The organism is Bacillus sp. 166amftsu, from assembly GCF_900107445.1.
GTDB classification, from domain to species: Bacteria; Bacillota; Bacilli; order Bacillales; family Bacillaceae_G; genus Bacillus_A; species Bacillus_A arachidis.
The window spans coordinates 30097-51728 of sequence record NZ_FNQA01000020.1 but is presented as its reverse complement, the minus strand read 5'-3'; the positions used below and the strand labels follow the sequence as shown (position 1 = coordinate 51728).

General features: G+C 35.5%; 23 protein-coding genes. 9 read left to right on the top strand and 14 right to left on the bottom strand.

The genetic code is table 11. The features are described 5' to 3' along the window. The first annotated feature begins 1195 nt into the window (after window positions 1-1195). Both BLV40_RS24120 and BLV40_RS24115 read left to right on the top strand, forming a co-directional pair. Window positions 1196-2398: an LCP family protein gene (locus tag BLV40_RS24120; protein WP_026592792.1), complete on the top strand. Its 1203-nt coding sequence runs from the start codon at window positions 1196-1198 to the stop codon at window positions 2396-2398. A 229-nt stretch (window positions 2399-2627) separates the two neighbouring features. Beyond that, window positions 2628-3068: a hypothetical protein gene (locus BLV40_RS24115; RefSeq protein ID WP_026592793.1), complete on the top strand. Its 441-nt coding sequence runs from the start codon at window positions 2628-2630 to the stop codon at window positions 3066-3068. Between the two features lie 64 nt (window positions 3069-3132). Here the strand turns inward: BLV40_RS24115 and BLV40_RS24110 are convergent, their stop codons facing one another. From BLV40_RS24110 to BLV40_RS24065, 11 genes are all read right to left on the bottom strand, one after another. Next, window positions 3133-3612, bottom strand: coding sequence for a DsrE/DsrF/DrsH-like family protein (locus BLV40_RS24110; protein ID WP_026592794.1), 480 nt, complete (start codon window positions 3610-3612; stop codon window positions 3133-3135). A 90-nt stretch (window positions 3613-3702) separates the two neighbouring features. Further along, window positions 3703-3999 (bottom strand): rhodanese-like domain-containing protein, encoded by a 297-nt coding sequence (locus BLV40_RS24105; protein ID WP_026592795.1) that lies wholly within the window; start codon window positions 3997-3999, stop codon window positions 3703-3705. Window positions 4000-4013: 14 nt separating this feature from the next. After that, window positions 4014-4382 (bottom strand): rhodanese-like domain-containing protein, encoded by a 369-nt coding sequence (locus BLV40_RS24100; protein WP_090694587.1) that lies wholly within the window; start codon window positions 4380-4382, stop codon window positions 4014-4016. A 55-nt stretch (window positions 4383-4437) separates the two neighbouring features. Further along, entirely contained in the window at window positions 4438-4665 is a 228-nt protein-coding gene (locus BLV40_RS24095; protein WP_026592797.1) for a sulfurtransferase TusA family protein, read from the bottom strand. Between the two features lie 228 nt (window positions 4666-4893). Then, entirely contained in the window at window positions 4894-5157 is a 264-nt protein-coding gene (locus tag BLV40_RS24090) for a metal-sensitive transcriptional regulator (RefSeq protein ID WP_026592798.1), read from the bottom strand. 158 nt (window positions 5158-5315) lie between these two features. Continuing rightward, the gene (cdr, locus tag BLV40_RS24085) at window positions 5316-6989 is read right to left on the bottom strand and encodes a CoA-disulfide reductase (RefSeq protein WP_090694583.1); all 1674 of its coding nucleotides are present in this window, start codon (window positions 6987-6989) and stop codon (window positions 5316-5318) included. A gap of 345 nt (window positions 6990-7334) precedes the next feature. Then, window positions 7335-7571: a hypothetical protein gene (locus BLV40_RS24080; protein WP_090694579.1), complete on the bottom strand. Its 237-nt coding sequence runs from the start codon at window positions 7569-7571 to the stop codon at window positions 7335-7337. Between the two features lie 102 nt (window positions 7572-7673). Next, window positions 7674-7802 carry a hypothetical protein gene (locus tag BLV40_RS29670; protein ID WP_280138956.1) on the bottom strand — a complete coding sequence of 43 codons (129 nt, stop codon included), beginning with the start codon at window positions 7800-7802 and terminating at the stop codon, window positions 7674-7676. A 66-nt stretch (window positions 7803-7868) separates the two neighbouring features. Next, window positions 7869-8276, bottom strand: a complete 408-nt coding sequence (locus BLV40_RS24075; protein ID WP_090694576.1) for a hypothetical protein — start codon at window positions 8274-8276, stop codon at window positions 7869-7871. A gap of 177 nt (window positions 8277-8453) precedes the next feature. Continuing rightward, the gene (gene spoVR, locus BLV40_RS24070; RefSeq protein WP_026592800.1) at window positions 8454-9869 is read right to left on the bottom strand and encodes a stage V sporulation protein SpoVR; all 1416 of its coding nucleotides are present in this window, start codon (window positions 9867-9869) and stop codon (window positions 8454-8456) included. Window positions 9870-10073: 204 nt separating this feature from the next. Next, a complete protein-coding gene (locus BLV40_RS24065; protein WP_026592801.1) occupies window positions 10074-10634 on the bottom strand; it encodes a nitroreductase family protein in 561 nt (186 codons plus the stop codon). 246 nt (window positions 10635-10880) lie between these two features. On the opposite strand from BLV40_RS24065, the gene BLV40_RS24060 reads away from it, so the two are divergent. After that, window positions 10881-11477 carry a hypothetical protein gene (locus BLV40_RS24060; protein ID WP_090694574.1) on the top strand — a complete coding sequence of 199 codons (597 nt, stop codon included), beginning with the start codon at window positions 10881-10883 and terminating at the stop codon, window positions 11475-11477. Between the two features lie 36 nt (window positions 11478-11513). Here BLV40_RS24060 and BLV40_RS24055 read toward each other — a convergent pair whose 3' ends face one another. The 3 genes from BLV40_RS24055 to BLV40_RS24045 all read right to left on the bottom strand — a co-directional run bounded on the left by BLV40_RS24055 (window position 11514) and on the right by BLV40_RS24045 (window position 14723). Further along, complete coding sequence (locus BLV40_RS24055; protein WP_090694572.1) at window positions 11514-12443, bottom strand: proline racemase family protein; 930 nt, start codon at window positions 12441-12443, stop codon at window positions 11514-11516. A gap of 85 nt (window positions 12444-12528) precedes the next feature. Next, window positions 12529-13551 carry a proline racemase family protein gene (locus BLV40_RS24050; protein ID WP_090694568.1) on the bottom strand — a complete coding sequence of 341 codons (1023 nt, stop codon included), beginning with the start codon at window positions 13549-13551 and terminating at the stop codon, window positions 12529-12531. Further along, complete coding sequence (locus BLV40_RS24045; protein ID WP_090694598.1) at window positions 13548-14723, bottom strand: NAD(P)/FAD-dependent oxidoreductase; 1176 nt, start codon at window positions 14721-14723, stop codon at window positions 13548-13550. Before BLV40_RS24045 ends, BLV40_RS24050 begins: the two co-directional genes overlap by 4 nt. A 390-nt stretch (window positions 14724-15113) precedes the next feature. Between BLV40_RS24045 and BLV40_RS24040 the strand changes: the two genes are divergently transcribed. The 6 genes from BLV40_RS24040 to BLV40_RS24015 all read left to right on the top strand — a co-directional run bounded on the left by BLV40_RS24040 (window position 15114) and on the right by BLV40_RS24015 (window position 21632). Further along, window positions 15114-16811 carry a sigma-54 interaction domain-containing protein gene (locus tag BLV40_RS24040; RefSeq protein ID WP_090694564.1) on the top strand — a complete coding sequence of 566 codons (1698 nt, stop codon included), beginning with the start codon at window positions 15114-15116 and terminating at the stop codon, window positions 16809-16811. A 248-nt stretch (window positions 16812-17059) separates the two neighbouring features. After that, window positions 17060-17320, top strand: coding sequence for a (2Fe-2S)-binding protein (locus tag BLV40_RS24035; RefSeq protein ID WP_026592807.1), 261 nt, complete (start codon window positions 17060-17062; stop codon window positions 17318-17320). Then, on the top strand, window positions 17317-17649 hold the full coding sequence (locus BLV40_RS24030; protein WP_090694560.1) for a (2Fe-2S)-binding protein: 333 nt from the start codon (window positions 17317-17319) through the stop codon (window positions 17647-17649). The genes BLV40_RS24035 and BLV40_RS24030 overlap by 4 nt, the downstream gene beginning before the upstream one ends. Continuing rightward, window positions 17646-18848, top strand: a complete 1203-nt coding sequence (locus BLV40_RS24025) for an NAD(P)/FAD-dependent oxidoreductase (protein WP_090694556.1) — start codon at window positions 17646-17648, stop codon at window positions 18846-18848. Before BLV40_RS24030 ends, BLV40_RS24025 begins: the two co-directional genes overlap by 4 nt. A gap of 187 nt (window positions 18849-19035) precedes the next feature. Then, window positions 19036-20553 carry a spore germination protein gene (locus tag BLV40_RS24020; RefSeq protein WP_090694549.1) on the top strand — a complete coding sequence of 506 codons (1518 nt, stop codon included), beginning with the start codon at window positions 19036-19038 and terminating at the stop codon, window positions 20551-20553. Continuing rightward, a complete protein-coding gene (locus BLV40_RS24015; RefSeq protein ID WP_090694546.1) occupies window positions 20550-21632 on the top strand; it encodes a Ger(x)C family spore germination protein in 1083 nt (360 codons plus the stop codon). Before BLV40_RS24020 ends, BLV40_RS24015 begins: the two co-directional genes overlap by 4 nt.

Genomic DNA, 21632 nt, shown 5'->3' with positions numbered 1-21632 from the left:
AGAGAATTCTTTTGGATAGAGTGCTAAACTCTCGTTTCTCATAGAATGTAAGGACCTTACTTCCCCTCATTTAAATACTATGTTTTTCACAAGTAAACAATAAAATTTCATCACCTAATTTGAAGTAGCTGCCAAATGAATAGTATAATATTTATTTTTCTCTGGAGTTGCTGTTTGACTTACAGAAGCCCAGATAGATAAACCCATTGCTCCTACAGCTAATCCTGCCATGACTTTTTTGATAATAATTTCATAATATCTCTCCCAGTTTTGTCGACAAGAGCCCTACAAGATTACAAAAGATGAAATTATACTGTACATTGCTTATACTTTCACCTCGGAATAAAATAAGATTATTTTTGCTTTGTAGAGACTTAAAATTCCATTTTTACAAATGCGACACTTTTTTGATTCTAAATTATTACCAAACCTAATAAACTGAGTATTCAAAAAATTATTTTTAGCATAGTGTTACTTGAAACTTTATTGCACTTTTATTAGTACAACCCTCTCCTCTCCTTAGTGGTCATACCAATTACACCTTTATTAAAACATTAAATTTTTAATGCGTAAATAGTAGAATTTTGTCGACTATATTCAATAATTTAGTTGTTGAATATTAATGCGAGTGGAAATATTATACTTATAAAATTATTTTTCAGTATTATTTAAGTAATTACAATAGTTACAACTTGATATATCCCATTGAAAAATAACCATTTTAATTTTCAAACAACATTTAATTATTGTTTAATATAATTTAATCACACTCTGCATATTAATCCCCCTTATTTAGATATGCAAAATTACATATCCAAATAAAGGCTTAAATAAGATGTGCTCTTATAAATAGCTAGCTGTAGAGAAAGAAAGGCGAAATCTTCAAATAGACTCCGCCTTTTCGACGTACAATCAACTTCAACAATTACTAGCCTCTTTCTAAACATTTCTCTTCATTTATCAACCTGTTTATACTTTTTTCAAACTTTGCAACAAAACCTTTCAACAAATCTTACTTCTCTATTGCTTATTCTCCTAAAATTTGGTTCGTAACCCCCAAAAAAATCTGACTTTTCGCAAAATAAACCGAATTTTTGTGAAATGTAAATGATTTGTAATGTTCTTTTCCACCAAATTTCATTATAATTAGGTGATATGAGTGTCGTATTTTAATCCAAATGAAGGAGTATATGAAATGGATCAAATCCCATCTTGGCAAAAAAATATACGAAATAATACGAAAAAAGGAAGGAAAAAAACAAAAATCGTTATAAGTGCTCTTTTAGTATTTTTAATAATAGGAGGCAGTTATACTTGGTTTTTAGTAAATAAAGCATCCTCTGCTGTTCGAAATGCTGCTCACGGTTTAGCACGGGGGGATAAATCAGATTTACGTGATAAAGCAGTGAAACCTATTTCTAATAATGTATCTGTATTAATCATGGGCGTTGATGAAAGCGATACACGTGGCAAAGAATACGGTGCTGCTATCAGAACAGATGCAATGTTACTTGCAACTTTTAATAAAGATAGTAAAACTGTAAAACTTTTGAGTATTCCACGAGACACATATACTTATATCCCAATAGAAAAGAAAATGGATAAAATTACACATGCACATGCATATGGTTCTGCTAAAAACGGGAAAAATGGTGGCCCGCAGGCTAGTATTGATGCAGTAGAAAAATTACTCAATGTTCCTGTTGATTACTTTGTAAAATTCAACTTTAAATCATTTATAAAAATTGTGGATGATTTAGGTGGTATTGAAGTAGATGTTCCTGTTGAATTTACTGAACAAGATAGTAACGATAACGCAGGTGCAATCCACTTGAAAAAAGGCGTTCAAAAATTAAACGGTGAAGAAGCTCTTGCTCTTGCAAGAACACGTCATATTGATAGTGATGCAATGCGTGGTCAACGCCAACAGCTTGTTATTGAAGCCATTCTGAAAAAGCTAGCAAGCGTTGATTCTGTAACAAAAGTAGGCGATATTATTGATCACATTGATGGACAATTTGTTACAAACTTAACATTTGATGATATGTTATCATTCTATAAATACGGTGTAGATTCTTCAATTGAAAATTTACAGATTAATGGTAAAGATTGTTATATGTCAGCTGGTGATAAAGAATGTGGTCGCGCAAGTGACGGTGGTACGTATTATTATGTTCCCGTAGAAGAAGATTTAGACAATTTAACAAAACAACTTCGTACTCATCTTGGACTATCTGAGTATAAGAAGGTTGATTCTGATAATAAAGAAGACAAGAAAAAAACAAACTCTGAGAAAACAAAAGATACAAATAACGATAGCGATAATCACCAAAATTCTACTACCAAAAAAAATAACAATAACGATGAAGATACAGAAACAACATCGAATGAGAATTAATAAAAAACCCAGCTCTATGAAGGTAGAGCTGGGTTTTTTATACTTTTAATTCCGCTATAAGATGTGACTTCTATCGGTGAGATATTCTTTGTTTTTCCAAATCAGATGGTTCCTGTCTGTTCATACACAATAACATTTTAAAAATTCTAACTTTTCATCTATCAATTTCCATATCTTTAAATTATAATAAAGGATAGGTGTATATTCCAATTAACAGGAGGTAAAACATATGAAAGCTGCGGTAAAACATAACGTTTCAGACTTTAAAGATTATCTAAAATCCAATGAAATATATATGGAAGAAAACATAGATGAAAATGATGGCTCTGTATTTTTTTCAGTGAACTTAGATACAGAGAGTGGCGCAAAAGTTCGACTTATTGCTGCCTTTAATAGCGAGCATCCTACGGTCGATATATATTGCTTCAATGTCGCTCAAGTTCATGATTCAACTAAAAAAAGTGAATTATTGCATGTAATCAACGAACTAAATACAGCATATCGATTCGCAAAATTCACAATTAGTAACAGCGATTCTATCGACATTTCGACTTCCCTTGTATTTACAGAACCATACTTTAATCCTGCCCTTGTATTTGAACATACAAGACTATTATATAAAGCTGCAGATGATGAATATGGAAGATTAATGAAAGTTATTTGGGCTTAATCAATGAACGCCACTAGTTCTCCAATGGCGTTCATCGTTTTTTCTTAAGGAATCTATTTACTTATCAAATAAATAGATTCACATTTCCATCAGAAGCATCTGCTAAATAAGCTGCCACACCAGCAAACTCGGCATCTTCCATGATCTCTTCTTCTTTTAACCCTAATAAATCAACTGTCATTTGACAGGCTACAAGCTTAATACCTTGTTCTTTTGCCATATCAATTAAGTCTGGAAGTGGCATAGCGTTATGCTTTTTCATAACATGCTTAATCATTTTAGGACCCATCCCCGCAAAGTTCATTTTGGATAATCCCATCTTATCTGCACCTTGAGGCATCATCTTTCCAAACATTTTCTCCAAAAAGTTTTTCTTTACCTTCACATGTCCATCTTTCCGAAGTGCATTTAGCCCCCAAAACGTATGAAAAATCGTCACTTCCTGATCATATGCCGCTGCACCATTCGCAATAATATATGCCGCCATCGCCTTATCGTAATCTCCACTAAACAAAACGATCGTTGTTTTCTTCTTATTCTCCATGTTAACTCTCCACCTCTATATACCTATATGGGTATTACAAAAAATATACGAAACCCTTTATTTATAAAAAACACTGCCTTGTATACAGCATTATTCTGTTTTACCTTTCCACTCTAACATGCCACCAGTCATATTTATAACCTTAAAACCATTGCTTTCTAAAAACTGAGCAGCCCGTGAGCTTCTTCCTCCAGAGAGACATACCATAATATATTCTTTGTTTTTATCTAATTCATGCATACGAAATTCCAATAAACCAAGTGGAATATGAAGAGTTCCTGGAATTTTCCCTTCCTTTACCTCTTCTACTTCACGAACATCGATTATATTTAATACTTCGTGGTTCATCAATTTATTTTCTAATTCTTTTGCTGTCATTTCTTTCATTTTTTATTTCCTCCTTAATTCCAAGCATTCATACCACCTGAGACATTCGTAATATGTTGAAAGCCTAATTTTTTTAGCATTTTTGCTGCTTGTTTACTTCTCATTCCACTTTGACAAATAACAATTACTTCTTTGTTTTTATCTAAATGACTCGCTTTTTGTGCAAACTCATTTAAGGGGATATTTTGGAATCCTTGAATGTGATTCCCCCTAAATTCACCTTGTGTGCGAACATCAATCAATTGTTTGTTCTTTTTATGAAGTAAACCTCTTAGCTCTTTCCCACTTATATTTTTAACACCCTTAACCGGTAAAAAGCGAGAAATGATAAACGAAGCAACAAGTATAGTTAAAATGATATTGAATACTGTATTTGCCCCCATACACACTCTCCTCTAATCTTTCTCTATACGATTCGTATCCGTAGAACAGTCATTTTTACGCTTTTTTAATCCAGAATTTTAGTACACCGTTTTCTTCCGTATGATCTAGTACTTCATGCCCACCTGTTTTTGACCACGCTGGAATATCCTTTATCGCGCCTTTATCTGTTAAGTGAATCTCTAGCACTTCTCCAGACTGTAAAGCTTCCATAGTTTTTTTTGTTTTTACGATTGGCATTGGGCATGCTAAGCCTTTCACATCTAATACTTGTTTTGCATTCATATTCTATACCTCCATCTTTTTCTTCTATTTTTCAATCCATATCATTTGCTTTACTACGAACATCTACATGAATATAACTTTCTCAGCACATCTATTGTTTGTAATGATAAGTCAATCGCTACCTTACCCCCTATGGTATATTTCCGTTTAAAAAAATTTAACATCTTATATACCTATAGGGGTATGAAGTGGTGTTTTAAAAATCTGTCAACACATTCGTTTGACAGATTATCTACTTTTCACAAGTAATTGTACAGCCTCTTTAATCAAATCTTCATTTGATGTATCGCCTTTTTCAAATTGGTCTCGCAAACATTTCTCCAAGTTTGTCCCGACAATTAATCCGATTGCGCGATCCATAGCAGAACGTGACGCTGTTAATTGTGTAATTACCTCTTTACAATCCTTCTCTTCCTCAATCATTCGAAGAACACCACGAATTTGTCCTTCAATTCGCTTCAGCCTATTTTTAATATCTTGATTATATTCCAATGCCCGATCACCTCAATACTTTCTAAAATATGCTTTATTGAAAGAAATACTTACTGTAGTAAGATTTTGATTTGCATTTACAAACCATCTTATACCCTTAAGGGTATTTTGTAAAGCACTATTTTAGTTAGCTTTATCATAATGAATAGGGATTTACTTTAAACCTCTTTATAGACAATCTGGTCTGGCAAAGCAGTTGCATACAATTTAAAACCACCATCTACATTTTTCACCTTATATCCTTTTTCCATTAACATACGTGCAGCAACATAGCCCCTCATACCGAGCTGACATGTAATATATATTTCTTCATTTACTGGAATTTCATCCAATCTTTCACGCAATTCGTCTAATGGAATATTAACCGATCCCTTAATCATTCCTTGTTTCAACTCATTTGGTTCACGAACGTCAATCAAATATCCACCGTTTTGGACAATATGGTCAATCTCATGCCATTGCACAGTATCTACAAGCCCTTCGATTATATTACTTGCAGCATACCCCACCATGTTTACTGGATCTTTTGCAGAAGAATACGGCGGTGCGTATGCTAATTCTAAATCTGGTAAATCCATTACCTTTAGCTTCGCTTTCATTGCCGTTGCAATGACATCAATTCGTTTATCTACACCGTCACGTCCAACAGCTTGTGCACCATAAATTTCGCCTGACTCTTTATTAAAAATTAATTTTAATAAAATAGGATATGCATTCGGATAATAACCCGCATGAGAATTTGCCTGTACATGTGCTACCTCATAGGGTATATTCAAATGCTGCAATACCTTTTCATTTACTCCTGTTGAAGCAACTGTCAATTCAAATACTTTTGCAATTGATGTTCCCATCGTTCCTTTGTATACCGATTCTGTATGCCCATGAATGATATCCGCTAATAGACGACCTTGTCGATTTGCTGGCCATGCTAACGGAATCATTGTTTCTGTTTCCGTTACAAAATCTTTTACCTCAATCGCATCACCAATCGCATAAATAGACGAATCCGAAGTTTGTAGTTTTTCATTTACTTTAATTGTTCCTCTTACTCCAAGTGCTAATCCTGCTTCTTTTGCCAAACTACTCTCTGGCTGAACACCGATAGAAAGAATAATCATATCTGTATTGATTTTTGAACCACTTTTTAAACGAACAACTTTACCATCTTCTTCAAAAGCCTCTACTCCATCTTTCAAAATGAGCTGAACGCCATGCTTCTCCATGTGTTCATGTACATATGCTGCCATTTCATAATCGATTGGTGGCATTACTTGATTATTCATCTCAACAAGCGTCACATCTATTCCTTTTTCTCTCAAGTTTTCTGCCATTTCAACCCCAATAAATCCTCCACCAATAACAGTCGCATGGCGTGGTTTCTCCTCATCAATATACCCTTTAATGCGATCTGTATCTGGTACATTCCGTAATGTAAACAACGCCTTTGCGGTTTCAATTCCTGAAATAGGTGGCACAATTGGCTTAGATCCTGGTGAAAGAATTAAAACATCATAAGATTCTTCGTATGTTTCATTTGTCATTACATTTTTCACAATAATTGTTTTTTCTTCTTTATTAATTTTTATCACTTCACTTAATACACGTATATCTAAATGAAATCGCTTTGACATCTTCTCAACTGTTTGCACTAACAACTTCTGTCTCTCTTGAATCACACCGCCAATGTAATACGGCAATCCGCAGTTCGCAAACGAAATATATTCGCCTCGCTCAAACATAATAATTTCATCCTCTTCACTTAAACGACGAAGACGCGCTGCTACTGATGCTCCGCCGGCAACTCCACCGACTACGACGATTTTTTTACTCATATTTCCCTAACCTCCACAACTATTTTTTCTTACTGCTACAGATATATACAAAATTAAAATTACATATACCCGTATAGGTATATAATAACCGTAAAAAAATATAATGACAATATATAAAGCTCGAACTTTATACTTGTTCACTAAATTGAAACATACTTGGTATGAAAAAAGCCGCTGATTTATTCCAGCGACTTTACACATATTTCTATCATGAGAACATACTACGCTTGCTTTCAACTTGGCAAATTCAATTGCTTCAGCAGACGTTACATTCATTTCACCAAGTATGCGTTGATGCCAGAACGTAGTCTAACCTTTGTATTGCTAAGGTACTATTAATTTTATTTATCTTTTCAAATTCTCTTCTAACTTATCACCGATCTTTTGTTGCTCTTCAATCCAGTTTAATATTATTTCTTTTTGTTCTTTTTTAATTTCCCCTCGTGTATATCTATACTGTGTCAACTCTTCAAACCATACTAAGAGTAATTTTCTTAATTCTATTGTTTCAATTTCACACTGTAATGGATAATCTTCATCATCAGGGTACAGCTCTTCTATTACTGTTTTATATCGATGCATCTCAATGTCCGTTGCATTATAACTACATTCAAATTTTTCTTCTACTCCACTTAAAACCTTATCGAATTCTTCAATCGCTTCTTTTACAGATGAATACGCTCTTTAAATATCACTACTAAAAAAAATCGTTATTAAATATGGATTATTTAATGTTTTATTTTCTTCTAACTCAATCTTTACATCATTAAATCGTTCCAACTTAGTAAAATGATATTGGTATTTTAATCGCATGATTTCTTTTCCCATTTTTCACTTTGCATTTCTATCTCTATTCTGTTCCGTTTCTGTTTAAGTAATTTATCTTTTCAAATTCTTTTCTAGCCCTTCACCAATTTTTTGTTTTTCTTCTATCCAATCTAATACTTCTTCTTTCTCTTCTATTACTCCTTGTTTATTTTGATATATTACAACAGCTCGATACCACGTTAATATTAATTTTCTTAATTCAATGGTTTCAATTTGACACGTTAAAGGATTATCATCATCAGGAAATAATTCTTCAATTATTTCCTGATGTTTATACGCTTCAATGCAACTCCCATTATAACTACATTCAAATTTTTCTTTTTTTCCATTAAACACAGAATCCAATTCTCTAATTGTATCCTTAACAGAGCCGATAGACGGTTGTACATCACTTCCAAGAAACAAAGAAATTAATTCACTATTTTTTGATTCTTGTTCATTTTCAAATTCTAATCTCACCAACTATTTTCCCCTTACTACCTTCCGCCCCTTCATAATAAAATCCTACTGCTTTTCTCTTTTTCTATACATCCTTTAACATTTAACTATTCTTATTAAACAAAGGATTATATCTTCTTCCCTTTTTTATTTGTAAATCATATCCATAAAAAAAGAAGCTACTGTTAAACAGTAACTTCACACATACTTCCGATGCACCATCTTCCCATCATAGGAAAAGACAACACCTTTATTCTCTACATTAGATTCCATATGCACCGTCCTTCCCCATAACTGATGAATGTATGGTAATACTTTCTCTAAATATTTTAAATCAAGCTCAATTCCTTCATAACAATGTTTAATGTACAATTCACCGTTCTTTAAATAATCTCCATCTTCCACCACTAAATATGGGAATCCACCATTTGTCCTCATATTAACGAGCTGATCACGAACGTGTTCCCACTCTTTATCAATTATTTTATATTCTTTTCCTTGGCGCTGAAATAAGTACATATCTTCTCTCATTACAAGCTCTTTATTTAAATAGTTTCTAAGGAACGATACGTCCCATTCAATTTCTCGCACTTCAAAGATTTTGTCACGGCCCGATCCTGGCTTCACACCGCGCCTTTTCATCTCTTCAGTTGGGTTATTATAACGTTCTTCAATATCTTCAAACACCTTTATACCGAGGTAATATGGATTAATACTTGTTTTGGACGGCTGAACGACTCCTGCATTTAACTTCGCAAATTCGATTGCTTCATCGGATGTTAAGTCCATTTCACGAAGGATGCGTTGATGCCAGTACGAAGCCCAGCCTTCGTTCATGATTTTCGTTTCTAATTGCGGCCAGAAATATAACATTTCTTCTCGCATCATCGTTAAAATATCGCGTTGCCACTCATCTAGTTCTCTACTATATTGCTCAATAAATAGAAGTAGATCTTTCTCTGGTTGCGGCGGGATTTTCTTTTTCTTCCGTATATTCGAACGTTCTCTTTTTTTATTTCTATCATCTAAATCCCACAAGTCATCGTACTGAGATACTCGTTTCTTTTCTTCTTCCTCTTCTAAATCATCAATACTCCAAGCAAGCTTCGGCCGCATAAGCGATGGATCAATATGTTCTTGAATAGCCAAAACAGCATCTAAAAATTCTTCTACTTCTGCTTTTCCATATTTATGTTCATACGCTTTAACTCGTTCTGCTGTCGCTGCCATGCTTTCAACCATATCACGCTTCGTGTTTGAGAAACGAATATTATTTTTAAAGAAATCACAGTGTGCTAATACGTGTGCTACAATCAATTTATTTTGAATCAATGAATTGGTATCAAGTAAAAATGCATAACATGGGTCAGAGTTGATGACAAGTTCATATATTTTACTAAGTCCCAAATCGTAATGCAGCTTCATTTTGAAGAACTGTTTTCCAAAACTCCAATGTGAAAACCGAGTCGGCATTCCATATGCACCAAATGTATAAATAATTTCTGCTGGACATACTTCATAGCGCATCGGATAAAAATCCAGTCCAAACCCAGTTGCAATTTCAGTAATTTCGGCAATTGCATATTGTAGTGCTTTATCATCACTAGCTCTCATTATTTTCCCTCCTTACACTTTCCCTTAAGACAGTGTATGAGAGGAAACAAGCTTTCATGAGAAATGATGAAAAATAGATACTCTGTTATTCTCTTTTATCAGTAATCTTCATCATAAGATTACTAAGATATAAAAAACTCCAAAAAACAAAAAAGCTGAACACAAACTTTAAATCATTTGCATCCAGCTTCTCATCTTCAGCTATTACCCTTCAATAACTTCCATCTTCTTCGTAATCGGCGTACGCTCTTTTCCTTCTGGTTTCTTATCGAAATAACCAATATGAAGGATTCCAACAATACGTTGTCCTTTTGTTAATCCAATTCCTTCTATAAATAAAGGATTATAATTCAATCCACCTGATTTCCAAACACAACCTAGTCCACGTTCCCAAGCTAATAACTGGAAGTTCTGCATAAATGCACACACTGCCGCGTAGTCTTCATCACGTTGCACTTGACGTGGATCTTCATCCATATATACAACGATTTGAGCTGGTGTACTTAGAAAACGATCGGATAAAATTTTACCTCTTTTTGCTCGTTCTTCTTCTGTGAAAGAATGTAATACAGCATCTACTAATGTTTTACGACCTTCTCCAATAAATAATTTACATTTCCATGGCTCACGATGCTGATGGTTTGGTGCCCACGTTGCGTCATTTAATAATTCAATTAACAATTCTTTTTCTACTGCTTTATCTGTAAATGTACGAATGGATCGTCTTTCTTTAATGATATTTGCAATGGAAGTATATGTGATCATATGTTTCTCTCCCTTATTTTCATCTATATGTATACACCTTATAATTGATATTGATTTTCAATTTCGATTATAACGCAGTTTTCTACCATTAATCAATGTTTTGTGTTGTGAAACTAACAAAAATTTTTTTTATTACATCGCGAAAAAAACTTGCAATGTTCACAAGTTCTTCACAACTTCTCCACAACTTCGGGAAACTCTATAGATACAGTTTTCCATTTTATTCAATTAGGAGGAATCAATGGTATGTACAGAAAATTAATAGCAAGCATTTTAGCAACAGGACTTTTATGTGGAATGGCAGTCTTCCCTGCTTCTGCGGCCTCACAAAAAGAATTCACGGCGCATCATCACAAACTAATCTCAGATGAACAAATACAATCTTTAGAAAAACTAGGTTATAAAAAACATGAAATTTGGAAGGCTGCACACATTGCGAAAATAAGTAAAAAAGATATCAATGATGTTTTATCGTACTATAAACAAACTAAATCTTGGAAAGAAACGGCGAAACATTTCGGTGTGGATCCAAAGAAAATGCATAAACATCATATGAGTAAAGAAATGAAAGAAGCTTTATTGCAAAAAGTAGCTGAAATGCAAAAATCAACACCAGAACAAATGAAGAAAATAATGGAAGATAACCATATTCACCTGCATCATCTCGCAGTTTTAACCATCATTGCACAAAAAAGTAATACGCCGTTTAATGATGTATTAAAAATGAAAAAAGATGGTATGCATGTCAAACAAATCGCCGAAAAATTAAATGTGAAGAAAGAAGATGTAAGAGCCGAAATGATGAAATTAATGCAGTCTGTAAAAGAAAAAAAGACAAACTAAACATAAAGAAAAGGAAGAGACAACTCTTCCTTTTCTTTATGAACCTACAATAATAAAGCCGTCCGCTAGCGGATCAGATGGGTCTAATAAAAATTGATGCATTCCCGTAATAAAGACCCTCCCTGTAATTTGTACCGTCATTTCATTTTGTGTGTATTTCATCAGTTTTGCTTCATATGTTCCGCCTGTAATATTTTCATGCTGGACACTTTCTCCTTCTTGTAACATACCTTCCTCTCTAAAAAGTGCCAAACATGCACATGTTGCCCTAACATATGGAGAACGGCTTACAAGTCCATTCTTCTTCTGCACCATCGTTTTGAATCGTTTCTCCTCAATCTGCTTGGCATCTATTAAAATACTACTACATTCGGACGATAATGAGGTTCTTGTCGTATGTGCCCAGCTCTTTAATTCTATGAATTCATCCATGTCTAATTTAACGCCTAAATGCTTTGTATGACTGATCACATAAGATTCATTTGGTCCAAATGAAATGGCCGACTGAGAGGCATTATATTGAAGTTCGTAGTGACAATCTTTCTGTAATGAAACAGAGTGTATCTCTCCATCTTCTATACAGATTTTTACAGGAAAAATTCTATCGATTGTTTCCACCGCTACTACATCATTTTTCATTTGCACATTTCCCATTTCAACCATAACAGCAGCAGCTATCATCACAAACTCTTCTGTACTAGAAATAAATTCATTTGCATCCATAAACAACGCCGCAAAATCTGCTTTTTCTGAACAAGGTGGTACAATCATACAACCGTTCATTGCTGCATGACCACGTGGTTCTTGCATGATAATTCTTCGAAATGCTTGATAGTTTTCAACTAGTTCTTTTTGTTTCTCTTGTAAAGTATGTCCCTTTAATAGAGGTACGCCGTTCATAATTAGGCGCAGTGGCTCTCCAGCTATATGTGCATCAACTGTTGTAATTGCTTTTACGAACTTCATACAATCTCCCCTTACCAATTTATAAAAACGTCTTCCATCTCTCTTGTTATTTAACTCATATAAACATAACTACTCTAACTCAGAATCAATGCCCTTCCATTGGTGGAATGAGAATAAATCCATCTTTCAGAATATCTTCCTCATGATATAAAAACTGGTGCATTCCCATAATCCATGCTGATCCAGTAATTTCTGTAATCACAGCTTCTATGTCCCCTATATTTGTTGTTCTAACAATTTTCCCTTTAAATAGCGAACCGACAATACTTTCGTGTACAAATAATTCCTCCAGATCAATTTCACGGTAGGCATACAATGTAGCCAGTTTGGCTGATGTTCCCGTACCACATGGCGAACGATCAATCCCTCCCGGTGGTACAATCACTGTATTTTTCACATCCGCATGTTCGTCCGTTGGATCACAGAAAAATTCAACGTGCGTCACTCCTTCGATAAAAGAAAATTCCGGATGTGAAATGGGTACCGCTGCATTAATGGCATCGCGAATCCGAATAGCTGTTTCTATAATTTGCGCAGAGTTATCTGGCGTTAACTGCACCCCTAGTTTTCTCGCATCTGTAATCGCATAAAAATTACCACCGTAGGCAATATCACATTGTACATTCCCTATATTTTCGATATGTACTTCTACAGACTTTAATAAAAAAGCAGGCACGTTACAAAATGTTACTTCTTTTGCCTTCCCATTTTCCACATACACTTTTGTTGCGACAAGTCCTGCTGGTGTATCTAATTTAATATAGGTATACGGTTCTTCCACCTCAACCATACCGGTTTCAATTAAAGCGGTACAAACGCCAATTGTATCGTGACCACACATTGGTAAGTACCCGCCTGTTTCTATATAAATAACACCAACATCAGCTTCTGGGTCACACGGTTCTGTTAATAAAGCACCAGACATTACATCATGACCGCGTGGTTCAAACATAAGAAATGTACGAATCCAATCATACTTTTCTTTCATAAATAACATCTTTTCTGACATTGTATTCCCTTCTAGCTTTGGAAGGCCATTTATGACTGTCCTTGTTGGATTCCCTCCCGTATGCGTATCAACTGTCGTAAACACTTTTTTTACGTTCACACTCGTTCCATCCTTTCTTGAAATCGATTGTGGCTTAGTGATTCAATCGGTACGGTTGTCTCTTGTCCCTCAATCATTTCTGCAATAAGCTTTCCTGTAATGGCCGCCAAACTAATCCCATCACCTTCATGACCGGCGGCAATATAAAATCCTGGTACTTCTTCGACATGAGAAATGATTGGCAAATGATCTGCCGTCCACGGACGCAAACCTGCATATGTTCGAATAAGTAACATATCAGCCATCTTCGGATAAAAACGAATCGCTCGGTTTGCAATACACTTTATAACGCTTGTATCCACCTTCGTTTGAAAACCAACGAACTGCCTGCTACTTCCAATTAAGAAATTTTGACTTTCTGTCGGTTCAAATACGAGAGCAACTCCATATTTTTCTGTTTCCTCATCCACATGACGTGTGCCGCCAAACTTACTAATTAAATAGCCAAACTCCATTACTTTTCTCGTTCCCACTGGCTCTTGTCTTGAAGCAACAATAATATGACCTTTTCTCGGCTGAATTGGAATTTTCACATCCAACATCTCGCCAATAACAGGTGACCATACTCCTGCTGCATTTACGACTTTATTCGCTGTAAATGTCCCCTTATTTGTTTCAACAATAAACGCACCCATTATATCTTTTTGAATACTGGTTACTTCTGTATGAAGATACACATCTGTTCCTTGCTTTTTCGCTTCATCAAGCAAAGAAAATGATAATAAATATGGATTAACAGTCGAATCTGTTGCGCATTCTAATCCACCCAGTAAATCATCTGCAAAATACGGTGACTCCTGCCGAATATCTTGTCTGTCTAACATCCGAAATGGTAAACCCGCATCTTTTTGCCGCTTTACCCATTTTTCCGCAGCGATCATCTCTTCTTCACTTTCACATACGAGAATGCTGCCTGGTGCTCGGTATTCAAAAGAGTGACGTAATTCTTTCGCTAGTTGATCAACAAGCTTTTGACTTTCAAGAGACATTTGGCTATCAAACCCGGGATCTTTATCAATTGCCAAAATGTTTCCATCACATCTCGATGATGTACCGCTCGCTAATTCTCCTCTTTCTAATAACGTTACTTCTCTCCCGCATTTTGAAACGTAATAAGCAATTGCACTCCCAATAATACCTCCGCCAATGATAAGAACATCACAATGCTTTATCATAAACTCCCTCTTTTCTATTTATAAAGTGGAACTGATGGCTCACGCTTCTCTCTAAATTTTGAAATAATCTCTTACTACTACCGAATATCGAGATAAGCTTCTAACAAATTTTTTTTGCTAGATTATCACTTTTTCATGTTCACATTTTCTTTTACTTGCAATTAAAATGCCAACTTAACGTGCAACTGTAATTCCCAAGGATTTTTTCTCTCATCCCACCCTTTATCTTTACCATACTGAGAAACGAGATGCTCATTATTACCACATAGCCAACATGAAATTATTGAACTTTTCCGACAAAACATTTTACATTTCCTTTAAAAATGTGTAAAAATAATGAAATAGTGTATAAAAAACTTACAGTCAATCCAATAAGGAGGCATTAGCATGACAATCGAGCTCTCTTCTATAGACCAACTTATGAATAAAGATTTTCTCTTCTTTTCATCATTAGAAAAGTTACAACAAAGTAATCATACAAATCATGAAGATACAACCGTTCTAGTCAAAAGAAACAATGATCTATACATGCTTACTGCTTGTGGTACATATCAACCTTGTTATACAACTTCCTACTATCCTTCTATTTCACATATATTAAAGAAACTTAAAGACTATCATGCCGTTGTTTTTACGAATGCTTCCCATAAACCAATTGGTTTTATTACAGCTGTTATGCTAGCTGAAACAATCTTTCATTCTTATGAATATTTACAAGCTTATTTCGAAACTGTTATCAAAACAACAGATGCATCCGTCACTGTCATTGACGAGAACGAGAACGTCAATGTATGGACAAACGGGGCAGAAGCGATCTTTTCTGTAAGACGACAAGACATTTTAGGAAAACCCATCACATCATTTTTTCATGAAGATATGCTAGAAATATTAAAAACTCTACAAGAAGGTCGATCACTACATAAACACCAACATCAACCAAGAGAAGATTTAATTGTACTGATTAACTCTAATCCCATTTACTTGCGTAATGAAATTATTGGAGCTGTTGTATCCGAAACAGACATTACGAGCCAAGTTCGACTTAATCAAGAGCTTTTCTCCGTTTCTACAAAAATGCATCAATTAGAAAAACAAGTTGCTAAATTAACACCGCCAGTTGATCCTTTTCATGCTATTAAAGGAAGCAGCTCCGCACTGCAACAAACAATTGAAATTACGAAAAAGGTATGTACAACAAAATCAACTGTTCTCATTTTAGGGGAAAGCGGCGTTGGGAAAGAGTTATTCGCAAAAGCAATTCATGAAGCACGTGAAAGTGACCAAGCACCATTTGTATCTATTAACTGCGGCGCGATTCCTGAGTCATTATTTGAAAGTGAACTTTTTGGCTATGAAAAAGGAGCTTTTTCCGGAGCTGATCAGAAAGGAAAAAAAGGAAAAATTGAGTTAGCAAAAGGCGGAACATTGTTTTTAGATGAAATTGGTGAAATGCCGATGGAAATGCAAGTAAAACTGCTTCGTGTTTTGCAGGATAAAACGTTTTACCGCGTAGGTGGGGTAAAAGAATTGCATGCCGATTTTAATATTATTGCTGCTACGAATCGAAACTTAAAAGAACAAATTGCGAAAGGAAAATTTCGGGAAGATTTATTTTATCGTTTAAATGTGGTAAGCGTTGATATACCCCCACTTCGCGAACGAAAAGAAGATATTGTGGAGCTAATTCATTCTTTCTTATATGAATTTTCTATTCAATATAATCGTCCAATTCAAAGTATACCGCAAGATGTTATGTATGAATTGCTAGAACATAAATGGCCTGGAAACATTCGCGAACTACGCAATGCCATTGAACGTCTCGTTGTGTTTGCGACAGATGGGATCATAAAACGAGAAGACCTTCCCTTCTCTCCAAAAATACAACAAGAACAACCACCTGCCCCTCTTAGAATAAATATAACGGAAGGCGAATTACTTGATGACTCTTTAAACAAATATGAACGGAATATCATTCAGCATGCACTGGAATTAGAAAGTGGCAATAAACTCGCATGTGCGAAACGTCTTGGAATTACACGAGCTACCTTATATAATCGCATGAAAAAATTACATATCCCGTTTTAATCCTTCTCTCTATAAATACAAATTGAAAAACAATATAGCACCTTTCCTTTTGGGTGAGAAGAGAGCACCCGCCATGCACAGAAGCGGTCAGTCCCTCTTCCTGCCCCATGCCAAGTAGAAATAAGTGAAGAGCCCATTTTATTTGTATAGCAGCGACTTATATGCCTGCAAATCAAAATGGATATATAGATTGGCATGTATTTTGCATATAAATTAGCAAACAACCAATCTAACAAGGGGGCTTTGTCATGAACATTGCAAACGATTTTGTCATTTGTCGCTGTGAAGAAGTAACATACAAAGAGCTACTTCATACAGCGAACACATACAACTGTTCTACACGAGAATTGAAGCTACGTACCCGAGCAGGCATGGGATTTTGTGGGGGCCGAACATGCAGATGTGCACTAGAGAGTTTTATATCATCACAGGAGCAAAACCGTCAGCCATTAAAGCATCAACCACCAGTTCGTCCCGTTACCTTTGACTTGTTAGGTGATAGATCATGAGTAATCGTATCATTTACCACCCAATTCTCGGTAACTTATCAGACAGCAAAACCGTCTCTTTTACATTTAACGGAACGAAGTGCGAAGGAATAGCTGGCGAAACAGTCGCTGCTTCCCTATTCGCTAATAACATTCGAACGTTTCGTGTTCATGAAGAAACAGGAGCACCGCGCTCTATTTATTGTAATATTGGCCATTGCTTTGAGTGCCGCGTCACAATAAATGGCAAGCAAAATGTGCGTGCCTGCATGACTGTAGTTGAAGATCAAATGGTTGTACAAAGCGGCTTGCAACAACCTACTCCTTTAAAAAAGGAGGATCACAAATGATTGATGTCATCATTATCGGCGCTGGTCCTGCGGGATTATGTGCAGCCATCGCCTGCAAAACATATGGATTATCTGTTAGAGTTTTTGACGAATTTATAAAACCTGGTGGTCGCCTTCTTGGCCAACTTCATCAAGAACCAAACGGAACATGGTGGAATGGTATAGAAGAAACAAAGAAATTACAAAAACAGTTGCAGGATTTAGCACTCCCTATTGAATGTGGTGTAACCGTACATGATTTAGAACAAAACGGAAATGAATGGGCTGTTCATACGAATATCGGTACCTTCCAAACAAAGCATGTTCTTCTTGCAACAGGAGCAGCTGAGTTCCCAACGCCGCTTCCCGGCTGGACCTTGCCTGGTGTTATGTCCATTGGAGCTGCACAAGTTATGACGAATGTACATCGCGTCAAAGTCGGTAATAAAGGAATGATTATTGGAGCAAATATATTATCATTTGCAATTATGCATGAATTACAGCTTGCTGGGCTAGAAATTGACAGCGTCGTTTTACCACCTAAGCATACAGTAACAAAACAAAGCGCACAGCCGCTTCACGTTTTGAACTCTCTACTTCATGTTGCTCATATCGCTCCCTCGCCTTTATTAAAAATTGGGAGCCGTTTTATGAAACATCCTGCGATGCGGAAATTAGCCATTCAATTTTATCCAAAGCGTGGAATGAAAATTTGGAACACACCGCTTCATTTGCGAAAGGCTGCTATTGAAATCATTGGTGATAAACAAGTAGAAGCTGTGAAAATTGCTACTATCACGCCAGATGGGGAGATTATTCCTGGAACAGAAGAAATACATGCTGTTGATTTTGTCTGTATTGCTGGCGGTCTCTATCCACTAGCAGAATTAGCAGCTGTCGCTGGATGTCCGTTTCATTACATTGAAGAACTTGGCGGGCATGTTCCACTTCATAATGAGAAAATGGCTACACAGCTTCCTGGCTTATATGTTGCTGGTAATATTACAGGAATTGAAAGCGCGAAAGTTGCGATGGCACAAGGAACTGTTGCTGGAACTGCCATTGCAAAAGAACTACAACCATCTCATTCACATCTTGATTCCTTATTACAGCACGCGATTCAAGATGTGAAAAGAACACGTGAAAATGCAACAATCCAATTTCACCCTCATATTTCTAAAGGCCGCGAGCAACTGCTTGCACTTTCTCAAGAAATATGAGGAATCACTTATACCCCTGTTCCAAAATAAAAATTATCCTTTAACTTTTATAAACAAATATCAAAAAGCTGTTCAAAAGATACACAGTGTCTAACTTTTGGACAGCTTTTTTATGTTTCCTGCATAAAATTTTGTCTTCCCCAAAAACTAATAAGAGCATTCCATATAAGGGAAAGGAGTGAAAAACATGTTTGGCTTACCAAGAAAAAATCCTATAGCTAAAAACAAAAAAACGAGCTGTACCATTCCAGAATTTATTCATACGATGAAGGAATCTACTGATTTTGTTTCTTACAACATTACAGAAAACGATACACTATGCCTTTTTTATTATAAATCTGTCGTAGAAGCAGTCATAATTAAACAATTTATTTTAACACCTATCAAAGACCAATTAGAACAGATTCAAGGTATCACTGACTTAACTAACATCGTCCCCATTGAAGACATTGTTATCTCGCCTTCCATTGACGATATTCGTGAAAAGCTATTGGATGGATATGTACTCGTTAAACTACAAAATATATCACAAACAGTACAATATGCTCTAGTTCGAGCAGAAAGTACTGTTCTTGGTAAGCGTTTATATAATGATACAGAAAATGAATATAGCGTAATTGGTCCAAAAGTTGGTTTCGTGGAGAATATTGACACGAACCTACATTTATTACGTCGTGTTATTGTAACAGAGCAACTAGTTTTTAAAGAAGTTGTTGTAGGATCCATATCCAAAACAACAATTGTAGTGGCCTATATAGAAGGAATCACAAACGAACAATTTATTAATACTGCTACACAACGTCTAAAGGATATTGATTTCGACGTCCCCTTCGACGCAACAATGATTGAACAATTTATTAGCGATAATAGCAATTCACCTTTTCCACTACTCTTACCAACAGAGAGAGTTGATCGAGCTGTATTTGCTTTAATCAATGGTGAAGTATTAATTTTAACAGATGGTTCTCCCTATGCATTAGCTGGACCGACAACACTATTAGATTTTTTCATTTCACCAGAGGATTACTATTTGCCATGGACGATCGGCACATTCTTTAGGTTGATTCGCTTTTTTGGGGCTATATTTTCTCTATTTTCCTCAGCAATCTATACAGCTGTATTAACATTTCATTATCAGATGATTCCAGCAGATTTGCTTGGACCCATTATTTTTTCTAGAGCAAATGTACCCTTTCCTCCAATCCTAGAAGCACTTTTTTTAGAAATTACAATTGAATTATTGCGCGAAGCTGGCGCTCGCTTACCTACAAAAGTTGGGCAAACAATCGGTATTGTTGGTGGAATTGTAATCGGACAAGCTTCTGTTGAGGCAGCTTTAACAAGTACAATCCTATTAATCGCTGTGGCTTTATCTGCACTTGCTTCTTTCACGACACCAACTGTAAAAATGTCTACTACCATTCGTTTACTCCGATTCCCACTCATCCTTTTAGCGGGTGCCTTCGGAGGACTTGGTCTTATTGTGGGATTTGTTTTTATATTGGTACATCTACTACATTTAAAATCACTTGGATCACCTTATTTATTACCTTTATATCCATATCGTGGTTTCGGTTCAGCGGAAGGTTTCATTCGCTGGCCATTTAGTCAGACGGCCCAGCGCCCTTCTTTTCTGCGACCAAAAGCAAATTGGCGCTATAACCCAAACAAAGCAAAACAAAAACGTGATGGTGAGGAAACATGAGAAACGTTCTATTTTTATTAGTAATTGTTGGTTTATGCTCCCAATTTGGTTGCACGCAAACATCCATAGTAGATACGCAAAGAATCATTCACGTAGCTGGATTCGATATAGCAAAAGATAAAAAAATTCAAGGTACTATCTTATATCCTGACTACACGCTTGGCGTAAAAACAAAACCCAAAACTCAGTCAACCACTGCAAGATCCCTTGAAACGATTGCTTCTCATTTAGATGCAAAATCACCTCACAATGTTGTTTTAGGACAAATGCGTGTCATATTATTTGGAAAGCCTATTGGTTCATATGGAATTGGTGAAATCATCAGTAATTTACAACGTGATCCTAATATTGGGCGAGATGTACAATTAGCACTTGTAGATGGTTCAGTCGAAGAACTTCTAAAATATGTCGCACCAAACGGTTCATTGTATCTAGTTGACTTACTTGAACAAAATATACGGAATGAAAATATCCCTCGGACAGCTTTGAATATTTTTTTATATGATTATTATTCATCTGTATGCGATCCATTTCTTCCTTACATTCAAATCGCTGATGATCACGCGGTTTCCGTAAAAGGTCTTGCTTTTTTAAAAGGAGACAAAGTAGTGATGTATACCGATAAACAAGACTCTTTTTTAGTAAAGTTGCTCCTGAATCCGACTAAAAATGGTCGTTATGAAGCACAAATAAAAAAAGATAATCATGAAGGTCTTGTCGTAACACAAAATTTATCAGGAAAAAGCGTCTATCACGTTGATCAAACAGGTAATATTCCTAAAGTAACAATCCGTTTAAAATTAAATGGATTAATAAAAAATGCCCCTAGTTGGATTGATTTAACAACAAAGGGGAATATAAAATATGTCAAAAATCAAGTAGAACAAAAGATTAAAAATCAGTCTCAAAAATTGATTCAACAATTCCAGCATAAAAAAATAGATCCTTTAGGGATACGCGACCAAATTAGAAGTCGATCAAGAAAATGGAGCATACAACAAATTCAAGCAATGTATCCATCTATAGATATTAATATTGACGTCGATGTTAACGTTGTACAATCTGGTATCGGAGAATAG